Below are 12,885 nucleotides of genomic sequence, written 5' to 3' on the forward strand. Positions count from 1 at the left end.
GGACGACAATGACCGACACCATCCGGTACGACCGCGGCGCCGACGGCATCGTCACGCTCACCCTGGACGATCCGACCCAGTCCGCGAACACCATGAACAGGGCGTACGCCGCGTCGATGAGTGCCGCCCTCGACCGGCTGGAGGCCGAACCCGATCTCGTCGGGGTCATCGTGACCAGCGCGAAGTCGACGTTCTTCGCCGGCGGCGACCTGCCGGAGATGATCAGGGCCACCCGGGCTGACGCACCAGCGCTGGCCGACCTGCTCGGCACCATCAAACGGGACCTACGGCGGTTGGAGACGCTGGGTCGACCCGTGGTCGCGGCGGTCAACGGCTCCGCGCTCGGCGGCGGTCTGGAGATCACGCTCGCCTGCCACCACCGGATCGCGCTGGACGTGCCCGACAGTCGGCTCGGGTTGCCCGAGGTGACCCTGGGTCTGCTGCCCGGGGCCGGCGGGGTGACCCGGACGGTACGGATGCTCGGCCTGGCCGGCGCGCTGACCACTGTGCTGCTCACCGGCCGCCGGATGCGTCCGGCCGACGCCCTGGCCGCCGGGATCGTGGACGAGGTGGTCGCCACCGAGGCGGAGATGCTGGACCGGGCCCGTGCCTGGATCGCCGCCAACCCCCACCCGAAGCAGCCGTGGGACCGGCCGGACTACCGGATGCCCGGCGGCACCCCCGCCAGCCGCTCACTGGCCGCCCAGTTGCCCGCCTTCCCGGCGACACTGCGCAAACAGCTCAAGGGTGCCCGGCTGCCCGCACCGGAGGCGATCCTGGCCACCGCCGTCGAAGGCGCGCAGGTCGACGTGGACACCGCGCTCACCGTGGAGACCCGGCACCTGATCGGTCTGCTCACCGGGCAGGTCGCCAAGAACATGATCGGGGCGTTCTTCTTCGACCTGAGGGCCGTCAACGGCGGTGCGGCCCGACCGTCGGTGGACGTCGCAGCGGTGCGGCGGGTGGCGGTGCTCGGCGCGGGCATGATGGGCGCGGGCATCGCGTACTCCTGTGCCAGCGCCGGTATCGACGTGGTGGTCAGGGACGTCACGGCGGAGGCCGCCGGGCGGGCCCGGGAGCACGCCGAACGGTTGCTGGCACGCCGGGTACGCAAGGGTCGGGCCACGGAGGCGGAAGCCCGCGCGGTGCTGGACCGGATCACCACCACCGACCAGGTGGACGCCCTCGCCGGCTGCGACGCGGTCATCGAGGCGGTCTTCGAGGACCCGACGCTGAAGAAGGCCGTCTTCGCCGAGGTGCTGCCGGTGTTGGCACCCGGCGCGCTGATCGCCTCCAACACGTCCACCCTGCCGATCACCGGGCTGGCCGAGGGGGTGGACCGGCCGGTCGACTTCATCGGCATGCACTTCTTCTCGCCGGTGGACCGGATGCCACTGCTGGAGATCGTGGTCGGTGAGCGCACCGGCGACAACGCGCTGGCCCGCGCGTTCGACCTGGGTCGGCGGATCGGAAAGACCCCGATCGTGGTCAACGACGGCCGGGGCTTCTTCACCAGCCGGGTCATCGGCCAGCTCATGGACGAGGCGATCGGCATGGTCGCCGAGGGCGTCCCCGCCGCGTCGGTGGAGCAGGCCGCGTTGCAGGCCGGCTACCCGACCGGGCCGCTCGCGCTGGCCGACGAGGTGAGCCTCACCCTGATCCAACGGATCCGCCGTCAGTTCGAGGCCGCCAGCGAGGAGTTCCTGCCGCTGCCGGCGCACCGGCTCGTGGACGAACTGGTCGACGCGTACGACCGGCCGGGCCGTGCCGCCGGGCGCGGCTTCTACTCGTACGACGGCGGCGCCCGGGGCCGGTTGTGGCCCGGCCTCGCGGACCTGACCACCGACCCGGGAAGGGCGGTGCCGTTCACCGACCTCCAGGAACGGATGCTGTTCGCCGAGGCACTCGACGCGCTGCGCTGCCTCGACGAGGGCGTGCTGCGGACCGAGACGGACGCCAACATCGGCTCGATCTTCGGCATCGGCTTCCCCGCGTGGACGGGAGGGGTGATCCGCTACGTCCGGCAGTACGCGGACGGCCCGGCCGGGTTCGCGGCCCGCGCCGCCGAGTTGGCCGACCGCTACGGCGACCGGTTCACACCGCCCGCCGACCTGGTCGACCGGCTCGCCGCCCGACCCGCCGAACCGGCTGGCGTCGCGTGATGGCAGCGCGCGGAGGGCCGCTGGCCGGGGTACGGGTGGTCGAACTCGCCAGCCTCGCCCCGGCCCCGTTCGGGTGCATGGTGCTCGCCGACCTGGGCGCGGACGTGGTGCGGGTGGACCGGCCGGGCGCACCGGGAGCGGGCCGGCTGGCCGCTCCGACCGGCGGCCCGTTGCAGCGCGGTCGGCGGGTCACCACGCTAGACCTGAAGACCCCGGACGGCGTGGTCGACCTGTTGCGGCTCACCGACCGGGCGGACGTGCTGGTCGAGGCGTACCGGCCGGGGGTGGCCGAGCGGCTCGGCTTCGGCCCGGAGGTGTGCCGGACCCGCAACCCCCGACTGGTGTACGCGCGGATGACCGGCTGGGGTCAGGACGGCCCGCTGGCCGCCCGAGCCGGGCACGACATCGACTACATCGCCGTCGCCGGGGCGTTGGAGCCGCTGGGACGCGCGGGCGAGCGCCCGTACGCCCCGATGAACCTGCTCGGCGACTTCGGCGGGGGCGGCATGCTGCTCGCCGTCGGCGTGCTGGCCGCGCTGCTCGAACGGGAACGCTCCGGCGCCGGCCAGGTCGTCGACGCCGCCATGGTGGACGGCTCGGCCCTGCTCACCTCGTTCCTGCACGGGCTGCTCGGCACCGGTCTATGGGCCGCACCGCGCGGGCGCAACATGTTCGACGGCGGGGCGCCCTTCTACGACACGTACGCCACCTCGGACGGTGGATTCATGGCCGTCGGCGCGATGGAACCGGCCTTCTACGCCGTACTCCTCGCCGGCCTCGACCTCGCCGACGACCCGGACCTGCCCGCGCAGTACGACCCGAGCGGCTGGGACGAACTGCGGCGACGGTTCACCGAGCGGTTCGCCGAGCGCACCCGGGAGGAGTGGACGGCTGTCTTCGCCGACCTGGACGCCTGCGTCGCGCCGGTGCTCGCTCCCGGTGAGGCCCACCGGCACCCGCACAACGCCGCGCGGGACACGTTCGTGGAGGTGGGTGGCGAGATCCAACCGGCACCGGCGCCGCGCTTCGACCGAACGCCGACAACGCGCCCGACCCCAGCCCCCGACCCAGAACGAGACACCCAACAGGTAGAGGACATCCTCACCGGCTGGCCCCAGCGCCACCCACCCTCAAGTTGATCAAGAGGTTTGCGTCAAGGAATCGTCCTCTGGTGACGCAAACCTCTTGATCAACCGCGTTGGGCGGCGGGCCGGGGCCGGGCGGCGCTGTCCCAGTCATGCGCGGCACCGTCTCCGCGCCCGGGCCCACCGGGCAAGGTCAACACGAGATCGGCGAAGTGGGGCGATCATCAGGGCGGATACCGCCACGTCGGGGAACCCGGTCACACCGTCCGGGCAGATGCCCGTTTCGCGGCTCCGGCACCCAGCGGGGCATGATCATGGAGCCTGGAGGGGCAGCGGAGGTCAGAGCCAGTGAAGGAGGTGCCCGTGCCGGACGCTGACGAACTCGTCGCCAACGCGCTCGCGGCGGTGCGCGGCACCGACGTACGGCAGGCCGAACGGCAGCTGGACCAGCTGATGGTCGGCACCGGCGCGGCGGACGGCGCCACGGCGGTGGACGCGGCGTTGCTGGCCCGCCTGGTCCGCGGTCTGAGCCGACTGTGGCCGCGCGGCTGGCAGCCGGCCGACGTGGACCGGATCGCCAACCGGCGGCTCGGCAGCCGGGCGGCACTGCTGGTCCGCGCGGCCATGGCCGCCCAACGGCGTACGCAGGCCGAACCGGTCCCCGCCTGGTGGGACGACCAGCTACGCGCGCTGACCACCGACGTCCGCGACGACGACGTGCTGGCGTCCTGGACGATTGCGGAGGGCCTGGACCGGGCCGACGCGCTCCGGACCGCCGTGGACACTCTCGCGCTGGTGGAGAGCCTGCCGCCGATCGCGGTGCTGCGCCCGCCGCCGGGCACGACCGGCGCGGTGACCGCCCGACCGGCGGGAGCGGCCCGCAGCGGGTCACCGATGCTCGACCGGGTACGGGCGTTGCTGGCCAAGGCCGAGTCGACGACCTTCCCGGCCGAGGCCGAGGCGTTGACCGCCAAGGCGCAGGAGCTGATCGCCCGGCACAGCATCGACGAGGCGCTGCTGGCCGCCGGAGCGGAGCGCGGCGACCAGCCCGGTGGGGTACGCCTGAGCACCGACACCCCGTACGCGGGCGCGAAGGCGTTGCTGGTGCAGGAGGTGGCGGCGGCGAACCGGTGCGAGGCGGTCTGGTCCGACGATCTCGGCTTCACCACAGTGCTGGGTTGGCCGGCGGATCTGGTGGCGGTGGAACTGCTCTACACCTCGTTGCTGGTGCAGGCGACGGCCGCGATGCTGCGGGGGCGCGCCGAGCGGCGCTCGGGGTCGGGGCGGCGGACGAAGGTGTGGGACGAGTCCTTCCTCAACGCGTTCGCGCTGCGGATCGGCGAGCGGCTGCGTACGGCCACCGAGGCGGCGACCGACGCGGCGGACCGGGCGGCGACCGAGACGGCCGGGGCGGAGCGGTTGTTGCCGGTGCTCGCCGCGCGCGGTGAGGCGGTCCGGGAGCGGCTGGACACGCTCTTCCCCGGTGTCACCCGGCATCGACTCAGCGTCCGGGACGCCGAGGGTTGGTCCTCCGGCACGTCGGCCGCCGACCGGGCGTCGTTGGACGTCGGCGGCGGGCGGAAGCCCCGGCAGGTGCCCGGCGGACCCGACAGGCGCCCACCCGGGCGGCGCTGACCGCACCATCGCCGCTGGCCCGACCGGCGTGGGAGCACCACCGGCAGGAATTTCTGCGATTTTCTTCGCTGAGCCGTAGGGAACGGGGCGACGACTCCGACCCTCCGGTGAGCCGCGCCCCGACCGGGGTGCGACCGAGGCCTGAGGAGCACCGCCGTGAAGTACATGCTGCTGATCTGGAACCGGCCCGGCTTCACCGAGGAGCTGACCGAGCAGGACCGCACCGCCTTGTTCGGCGAGGTCGACGAGATCATGAAGGAGCTGACCGAGACGGGTGAGCTGGTGGGCGGTCAGGCGCTGGCCAATCCGTCGCAGACCCGGACGGTCCGGCTCGTCAACGGCGCCGCCGAGGTCGTCGACGGGCCGTTCATGGAGAGCAAGGAGCAGTTCGCGGGCTACCTGGCGGTCGACTGTGACAGCCCGGAACGGGCCGCCGAGATCGCCGCCCGCTGGCCGGACGTGCGGTTCGGCGGTGTGATGGAGGTCCGGCCGATCATGGACGACTCCGGAGCGGAGATGTGACCGACGACCGGACGGTCGAGGACCTGCTGCGCACGCTCGCACCGCAGGTCCTCGGCCTGCTGGTGCGCCGGCACGGCCAGTTCGACAGGTGCGAGGACGCGGTCCAGGAGGCGCTGCTCGCCGCCGCGATGCAGTGGCCTGGGCAGGGCGTACCGGACAATCCCCGCGCCTGGCTGCTCACCGTCGCCACCCGCCGCCTCACCGACGACTGGCGCAGCGAGAGCGCCCGCCGGGACCGCGAGGTGGCGGTGGCGTTGCGGGAGCCGGCGTACGCCGGAGTGTCGCCCCCGGCCGACGAGGAGCCGGCGGTGCCGGACGCCGACGACACCCTGACCCTGCTCTTCCTCTGCTGCCACCCGGCGCTGAACGGGTCGGCGCAGGTGGCGCTGACGCTGCGCGCGGTCGGGGGTCTCAGCACCGCCCAGATCGCCCGGGCGCACCTGGTGCCGGAGGCGACGATGAGCCAGCGGATCCGCCGCGCCAAGCAGCGGATCGAGGCGGCCGGTGCCCGGTTCGACCTGCCCGCGCCGGGTGAGCGGGAGGAGCGGCTGCGGACGGTGCTGCGGGTGCTCTACCTGATCTTCAATGAGGGGTACACCGCGTCCAGCGGGCCGGATCTGCACCGGGCCGACCTGACCGCCGAGGCCATCCGGCTGGCCCGCATCCTGCACGGGCTGCTGCCCGACGACGGTGAGGTGGCCGGGTTGCTGGCACTCATGCTGCTCACCGACGCGCACCGGGCGGCCCGGGTCGGTGCGGACGGGGAGCTGGTGCCACTGGCCGAGCAGGACCGCACCCGGTGGGACGCCACCGCCATCGCGGAGGGGATCGCCCTGATCACGGAGGCGTTGACCTGGTCGCCGCCGGGCCCGTACCAGCTCCAGGCGGCGATCGCCGCTGTGCACGCCGAGGCGTCGACGGCGGCGGAGACGGACTGGCGGCAGATCGTCGCGCTCTATCGGCTGCTGGCCCGGATCGCCCCGAACCCGATGGTCACCCTCAACCAGGCGGTGGCGGTGGCCATGGTGGACGGGCCCGGGGCCGGGCTCGCCCTGCTCACCGCGCTGGACGCCGACGAGCGCACCGCCGGGCACCACCGGCTCGCCGCCGTACGGGCGCACCTGCTGGAACTGGCCGGTGAACCCGGGGCGGCGCGGGACGCGTACCTGGCGGCGGCACGCGGCACCACGAGCCTGCCCGAACAGCGCTACCTGGAGCTGCGGGCGGCCCGCCTGACGGGGCGACGCGAACCCTAGGTCTTCGGGGCGGCGCGGACGTGTGCGCGTTCGCCCTGCTTGCCGATCAGACTGAGGAACTCGACCGGCCCGGCGCTGGTGGCTCCGAACCAGTGCGGGGTGCGGGTGTCGAACTCGGCGGCTTCGCCGGACTTGAGGATGAGGTTGTGCTCGCCGAGGACGAGTCGCAACGTGCCGTTGAGCACGAAGACCCAGTCGTAGCCCTCATGGGTGCGCAGGTCGGGTACGCGGTCGTCGGACCCGGTCGGCAGGACGAACTTGTAGGCCTGGATCCCACCGGGCCGGCGGGTCAGGGGCAGGATTGTCGACCCGTCGCTGGTGGCGATGGGGCGCAGGTTGATCCGGGGGTCGCCGGTCGGCGGCGCGCCGACGAGTTCGTCGAGTGTCACGCCGTGGACGCGGGCGAGCGGGAGCAGTTGCTCGAGCGTCGGGCGTCGCAGGCCGGCTTCGAGCCGGGACAGCGTGCTGGCGGAGATGCCGGTCTCCGCCGCGAGCTCGTGGAGTGTGCGGTCACGGCGGAGCCGGAGGTGCTTCAACCGGGGGCCGACAGCGTCGAGGGTGCTGTCCTGGTTCTCGACCATGCCTCATTTTGCCATTCGGCAACATGCTTTGCGGATCGTTCCGGCGCCGGTCACAGTCGGTGGCGACACGCGGAGGAGCGACACATGACCGAGCGGCACGAATTCGACAAGGACTACTGGGACCGGCACTGGCACCAGGCGCACCACGAGCGTCCCGACGCCGGGACCGGCAACCTCGCGCACCCCTACCTGGCCCGGGAGACCGCCGGCCTGACGCCGGGCACGGCCCTGGACGCCGGGTGCGGCACCGGCGCGGAGGCGGTCTGGCTCGCCTCGCACGGCTGGCGGGTGACCGGTGTCGACCTCGCCTCCGCCGCTCTCGCCCGCGCCGCCGACCGTGCCGCGACCAGCGGCGTGTCCGACCGGGTGCGGTTCGTGGAGGCCGACCTGACGGTCTGGGAGCCGAGCGCCCGGTTCGATCTCGTCACGACCCACTACGCGCATCCCGCGATGCCGCAGCTGGCCTTCTACGACCGCATCGCCGCCTGGGTGGCACCGGGCGGCACGCTCCTCGTCGTCGGGCACCTGCACGCGTCGGGTGCCACCGGGCACGATCACCACCCGCCCGCCGAGGCATCGGTCACGCTCACCGACATCACCGCGCGCCTGGACGACACCGGGTGGGAGGTCACCACCGCGGCGGAGCACCACCGCACGGTGACCGGACCCGGCGGGCACGAGAACACGCTGCACGACGTCGTCGTACGCGCCACCCGGCGCAGCTGACCACACCGCCGGCCGCCCGGAATCCCCGACGGCCGACGGCAGGGCGCTCAGACTTCGGGCTCGACGGCCGGGCAGCCGACATCCCGGGCCGGCACCACGAGGTCGATCAGGTAGTCGTCGACGATCTGCTCGACGCACGGGCTGGTGGTGTAGCTGCCATGCCCCCACCCCTGGTAGGTGAGCAGCACGCCGTGCCGGCCCAGCTGCCGGGTCACGTTACGAGCCCAGCCGTACCCGCTCGCCGGGTCGTGCACCGTGGCGGCGATCAGCAGCGGCACGTCGGTGCGGACCCGCAACCGGTGCTGCGGGTTGGCGACCGGCGTCGGGGCGCCCAGGCAGGTGACCAGGGCAAAGAGCGCGGGCGGGTAACGCAGGTCGGGAGCGAGCTGCCCGCTGCGGCGCACAAGTCCCGCGTACTCGCGGTAGTCGCGGACCGGCAGGCTCCAGTCCTGGCAGAAGACAGCGAAGGGGTACGGAGCCACGGCCTCGTCCGCCAGCGTGTTGACGCGCGCAGGGGCCGGGCCGTCCAGCCGGACGAACCACTCGGCGAGCCCCGGCCACCGCCACGTGTCGTAGAGCTGCTTGTGGGCGAGGCGACTCAGCTCGAACGGGGCGAGCGCCGCGCCGCCCCGGTCCGGGTCGGTCAGGGTGCCCCGTTCCGCCCGGGAGTGCAGCCCGGCCCAGAGCGCCCGCACGTCGTGACCGTGCAGCACGCAGTCGGCGGAGCGGGCACACCAGGCGAGGAACTCGTCGAACGCGTCCTCGGCGGTGACGGCCTGGGTGTCCAGGAAGGCGCGGGTGTCGAGGCTGTGGTCCATGGCGGCCTCCAGCACCATGGCCCGGACCCGCCCGGGGAACAGCTCGGCGTACCGCTGCCCGAGCAGGGTGCCGTACGAGCTGCCGTGGAAGGTGAGCTGGCGCTCGCCGAGCGCGGCACGCACCGCGTCCAGGTCACGGGCGGCGCTTGTGGTGTCCACGTGGTCGTAGAGCGCCCCGGTGCGGGCCCGACAGTCGGCGCGCAGCAACTCGTTGTTGGTCACCGTGGCGTCGAACTGGGCTTGGTCGGCGATCACCTGTGGTTGCCGGCCGAGCAGGTCACGGGAACAGGTCACCGGATGGCTGCGTCCGGTGCCGCGCGGGTCGAAGCTGACGATGTCGAACCGACGGCGCAGGTCGGCGCTGAACCGGGAGCTGCCGTCCACCACCCGGTCGACGCCGCTGTCGCCCGGCCCGCCGGGGCCGAAGAACAGCACCCCTTCCCGGGCGGCCGGGTCGGCGGTCCGACGGGCCAACTCCAGCTCGAAGCGCTCACCCCGTGGTCGGTTCCAGTCGACCGGCAGCGCCACTGTGCCGCACTCGGCGGTGGCGTCCTTGGCGCAGGGCCGCCAGTCGATCGTCGGGGCGGGTTGTGGTCGGGCGGCGGCGGGGCTGGCCGGGGTCAGGCCGGTGGCAGTGAGGGCCAGGGCGACCGCCCAGGCGACTGCGGATTTGCGTACGCGCAGCATGAGGTGCTGTCCTCTCCGGGTAGGAGCGTTGCCGGTGAAACCCGCCCACTGGGCGGGGTGACGCTCTTCCACCCGGGTCGTCGAGTAGCCGCTCGGCGGCCCGGGGCCTGCGGCCGGGTCAGTCGACCTCGGTCAGGACTCGTTCGACGGTGGTCATCCGGGTCTCCATCCCGCCCAGCCGCCCCTCCATCGCCGCGAGCAGTCGGGCGTTCTCCGCCTGGGCCCAAGCGGCCTGCTCGGCGAGTTGGCGGTAGTCGTCCGCGCGGGCGGCCTCGTACCGGGCCCGCCGGGTCTTCGAGAACTGCACGACGGTCACCGTGAACACGCTGATGATCAGGGCGAAGATGCCGATCGCGCCGACCACCTCGGTCCAGTCGTGCTCGCTCATCGCTGCGCTCCCGGCTGCTCGGCCGAGTCGGGCACGGTCAGCGTCTCCGCAGCTGCCGCGACGACCCGGGGGGTGAGTGTGAGCACGAACGGCTCCACCTCGTAGTAGTTCATGGCCTTCCCGTCCTCCGACAACTCCAGGCGAGCGGTGACCAGTCCGGCCGCCGCCAGCTTTCGTAGGTGGACCTGCAACAACGCTCGGCTGATGCCCAGCTGCCGGGCCAGCCCGCTGACGTACGCGCGCTCGCGGGACAGCGCGGCGACGATCCGCAGCCGATGCGGGTTGGCCAGGGCGGCCAGCACCCGGACCAGGTCGTCGCCGGTCGGCGGTGGAGCGCTGCTCACAACAAGCCCTCGCACATGCAAAAAGAAGCTAGCAGGTACGGGCGCGTGGCGGTGGGGAGCGACGGCGGAATCAGGGGGATCTCAGGGGCGGGCGGAGAACACCCGGACACACAGCGACGCCGGGCCGGTGAGATCACCGGCCCGGCGTCGCGGGTACGTCGTACGTCAGCTCTTGAAGGCGTCCTTGATCTTCTCGCCGGCCTGCTTGAGCTTGGCCGTCGACTGGTCAGCGCGACCCTCGGCCTCGAGCTGCTCGTTGTCGGTGGCCCGACCGGCGCCTTCCTTCAGCTTGCCGGCCGCGTCCTCGGTGGCGTTGTTGATCTTGTCGTCGAAACCCATTGCCAACCTCCATCGCAAGCGTCGCTACGACATCAGCAATACCCCCGCCGTCACCGGTCCAACCATTACCGCCGTCACAGTCCGCGATCGACGGTGGCCGACCGGAACCGACGCAGTCGCAGACTGTTGGCCACCACGAAGACCGAGGACAGCGCCATGGTCGCGCCGGCGATCATCGGGTTGAGCAGTCCGGCGGCGGCCAGCGGCAGGGCCGCCACGTTGTAGCCGAAGGCCCAGAACAGGTTCCCGCGGATGATGCCGAGCGTGCGTCGGGACAACCGGATGGCGTCCACGGCGGCGTCCAGGTCGCCCCGGACGAGAGTGAGGTCGGACGCCTCGATCGCCACGTCGGTGCCGGTGCCCATGGCCAACCCGAGATCGGCCTGGGCCAGCGCCGGGGCGTCGTTGACCCCGTCACCGACCATCGCCACCGACCGCCCCTCGGCCTGGAGCCGCTTCACCACGTCGACCTTGCCAGCCGGCAACACCTCGGCGATCACCTCGTCGATGCCCACCTCGGCCGCGACCGCCCGGGCCACCGTGGTGTTGTCCCCGGTCAGCAGGACCGGTGTGAGCCCCAGCGCGCGCAGCCGGGCAACCGCCGCCCGACTGGTCGGTCGGACCGCGTCGGCGACCGCGAGCACACCCCGGGCCTGTCCGTCCCAGCCGGCCACGATCGCCGTACGGCCCGCGGCCTCCGCCTCGCTGACGGCCCACTCGACCTCCGGCGGCACGTCGATCTGCCGCTCACGCAGCAGGCGGGCCCGGCCGACCAGCACGACCCGCCCGTCCACGGTGCCGGTCACGCCCAACCCTTCGAGGTTGCGGAAACCGGTCACCGGGGGCAGCGCGCCGGCCTCGGCGGCACCCGCGGCGATCGCCCGGGCGATCGGGTGCTCGGAGGCGGCCTCCACCGCGCCGGCGAGCCGGAGCAGCTCGGCCCGGTCCTCCCCGCTCGCGGGCACCACGTCCGTCACCGTCATCCGGCCGGTCGTGACGGTGCCGGTCTTGTCCAGCACCACCGTGTCCACCCGGCGGGTCGACTCCAGCACCTCCGGCCCCTTGATCAGGACACCGAGTTGGGCGCCCCGACCGGTGCCGACCAGCAACGCCGTCGGGGTGGCCAGGCCGAGCGCACAGGGACAGGCGATGATCAGCACGGCCACGGCTGCGGTGAACGCGGCGGTCGTCCCGGCTCCGGTGCCAAGCCACCAGCCGAGGGTGCCGACGGAGAGCGTGATGACGATCGGCACGAAGACACCGGAGATCCGGTCCGCCAACCGCTGCACGGCCGCCTTGCCGCTCTGCGCCTGCTCGACCAGGTCGGCCATCCGGGCGAGCTGGGTGTCCGCACCGACCCGGGTCGCGGTGACGACCAGCCGCCCGCCCGCGTTGATGGTGGCACCGACAACGGCGTCCCCGGGGCCGACCTCGACCGGCACCGACTCACCGGTGAGCATGCTGGCGTCGACGGCGGAGGTGCCCTCGTCGACCACCCCGTCGGTGGCGATCTTCTCCCCGGGACGGACCACGAACCGATCGCCGACGGCGAGCTGGTCCACCGGGATCAGGGTCTCCACCCCGTCGCGCAGCACCGCCACCTCGCGGGCGCCGAGTTCGAGCAGGGCACGCAGGGCCGCGCCGGCGGTGCGCTTGGACCGGGCTTCGAAGTAGCGCCCGGCCAGGATGAACACCGTCACCCCGGCGGCCGCCTCCAGGTAGATGTTGCCGGCGCCGTCGGTGCGGGTGATGTCGAAACGGAACGGGTGCGTCATCCCGGGCAGGCCGGCGTCACCGAGGAACAGCGCCCAGAGCGACCAGCCGAACGCAGCGAGGGTGCCGAGCGACACCAGGGTGTCCATCGTCGCCGCGCCGTGCCGCAGGTTGGTCCACGCGGCCCGGTGGAACGGCAGGCCACCCCAGACCACCACCGGGGCGGCCAGGGTCAGTGACAGCCACTGCCAGTAGTCGAACTGCCAGGCCGGGACCATGGCCAGCAGCACCACCGGCACGCTCAGCGCCACCGAGACCCAGAGTCGGGTACGCGGACCCTTCAACGGGTCCACCGCCTGCTCTTGCGTCGGCGGGCTGGGCAGCGCGGCCGTGTAGCCGGTCTTCTGCACCGTCTCGATGAGGTCGTCCGGCGTGACGCCATCGACGTACCGGACCGTCGCCTTCTCGGTGGCGTAGTTGACTGTGGCGCTCACACCGTCCATCCGGTTGAGCTTCTTCTCGATCCGGGCGGCGCAGGCGGCGCAGGTCATCCCGCCGATCGCCAACTCGATCCGGTTGGGTGCCTCGGGTAGCGGTCTGCTGCTGGTGGTGGTCATCGTCTGGTCCCG

Annotated in this window: 12 protein-coding genes; 6 read left to right on the forward strand and 6 right to left on the reverse strand. The window is 73.0% G+C overall.

Translation table 11 applies throughout. The features are described from left to right. Nucleotides 1-8 precede the first annotated feature (8 nt). The 5 genes from O3438_RS19830 to O3438_RS19850 all read left to right on the forward strand — a co-directional run bounded on the left by O3438_RS19830 (nucleotide 9) and on the right by O3438_RS19850 (nucleotide 6,660). Nucleotides 9-2,162, forward strand: coding sequence for a 3-hydroxyacyl-CoA dehydrogenase NAD-binding domain-containing protein (locus tag O3438_RS19830; RefSeq protein WP_269681349.1), 2,154 nt, complete (start codon nucleotides 9-11; stop codon nucleotides 2,160-2,162). Next, nucleotides 2,162-3,301, forward strand: a complete 1,140-nt coding sequence (locus O3438_RS19835) for a CaiB/BaiF CoA transferase family protein (protein ID WP_269681350.1) — start codon at nucleotides 2,162-2,164, stop codon at nucleotides 3,299-3,301. The genes O3438_RS19830 and O3438_RS19835 overlap by 1 nt, the downstream gene beginning before the upstream one ends. A 309-nt stretch (nucleotides 3,302-3,610) precedes the next feature. After that, nucleotides 3,611-4,882: a DUF2786 domain-containing protein gene (locus O3438_RS19840; RefSeq protein ID WP_269681351.1), complete on the forward strand. Its 1,272-nt coding sequence runs from the start codon at nucleotides 3,611-3,613 to the stop codon at nucleotides 4,880-4,882. Nucleotides 4,883-5,047: 165 nt separating this feature from the next. After that, nucleotides 5,048-5,404, forward strand: a complete 357-nt coding sequence (locus O3438_RS19845; RefSeq protein ID WP_269683694.1) for a YciI family protein — start codon at nucleotides 5,048-5,050, stop codon at nucleotides 5,402-5,404. Next, nucleotides 5,401-6,660: an RNA polymerase sigma factor gene (locus O3438_RS19850; protein WP_269681352.1), complete on the forward strand. Its 1,260-nt coding sequence runs from the start codon at nucleotides 5,401-5,403 to the stop codon at nucleotides 6,658-6,660. The genes O3438_RS19845 and O3438_RS19850 overlap by 4 nt, the downstream gene beginning before the upstream one ends. Here the strand turns inward: O3438_RS19850 and O3438_RS19855 are convergent. Next, complete coding sequence (locus tag O3438_RS19855; protein ID WP_269681353.1) at nucleotides 6,657-7,241, reverse strand: helix-turn-helix domain-containing protein; 585 nt, start codon at nucleotides 7,239-7,241, stop codon at nucleotides 6,657-6,659. The genes O3438_RS19850 and O3438_RS19855 overlap by 4 nt on opposite strands. 84 nt (nucleotides 7,242-7,325) lie before the next feature. Between O3438_RS19855 and O3438_RS19860 the strand changes: the two genes are divergently transcribed. Then, nucleotides 7,326-7,967, forward strand: coding sequence for an SAM-dependent methyltransferase (locus O3438_RS19860; protein WP_269681354.1), 642 nt, complete (start codon nucleotides 7,326-7,328; stop codon nucleotides 7,965-7,967). A 47-nt stretch (nucleotides 7,968-8,014) separates the two neighbouring features. On the opposite strand, the gene O3438_RS19865 is transcribed toward O3438_RS19860, so the two are convergent. The 5 genes from O3438_RS19865 to O3438_RS19885 form a co-directional block, all read right to left on the reverse strand. Further along, nucleotides 8,015-9,472: an alpha/beta hydrolase gene (locus O3438_RS19865; RefSeq protein WP_269681355.1), complete on the reverse strand. Its 1,458-nt coding sequence runs from the start codon at nucleotides 9,470-9,472 to the stop codon at nucleotides 8,015-8,017. 118 nt (nucleotides 9,473-9,590) lie between these two features. Beyond that, the gene (locus O3438_RS19870) at nucleotides 9,591-9,860 is read right to left on the reverse strand and encodes a hypothetical protein (RefSeq protein WP_269681356.1); all 270 of its coding nucleotides are present in this window, start codon (nucleotides 9,858-9,860) and stop codon (nucleotides 9,591-9,593) included. Further along, a complete protein-coding gene (locus O3438_RS19875) occupies nucleotides 9,857-10,204 on the reverse strand; it encodes an ArsR/SmtB family transcription factor (protein WP_269681357.1) in 348 nt (115 codons plus the stop codon). Before O3438_RS19875 ends, O3438_RS19870 begins: the two co-directional genes overlap by 4 nt. Nucleotides 10,205-10,369: 165 nt before the next feature. Then, nucleotides 10,370-10,543, reverse strand: a complete 174-nt coding sequence (locus tag O3438_RS19880) for a CsbD family protein (protein ID WP_088986618.1) — start codon at nucleotides 10,541-10,543, stop codon at nucleotides 10,370-10,372. Between the two features lie 74 nt (nucleotides 10,544-10,617). Continuing rightward, nucleotides 10,618-12,873, reverse strand: coding sequence for a heavy metal translocating P-type ATPase (locus O3438_RS19885; protein ID WP_269681358.1), 2,256 nt, complete (start codon nucleotides 12,871-12,873; stop codon nucleotides 10,618-10,620). Nucleotides 12,874-12,885: the final 12 nt, after the last annotated feature.

The sequence above is a fragment of the Micromonospora sp. WMMC250 genome (genome assembly GCF_027460215.1).
Taxonomy (GTDB): domain Bacteria; phylum Actinomycetota; class Actinomycetes; order Mycobacteriales; family Micromonosporaceae; genus Micromonospora; species Micromonospora taraxaci.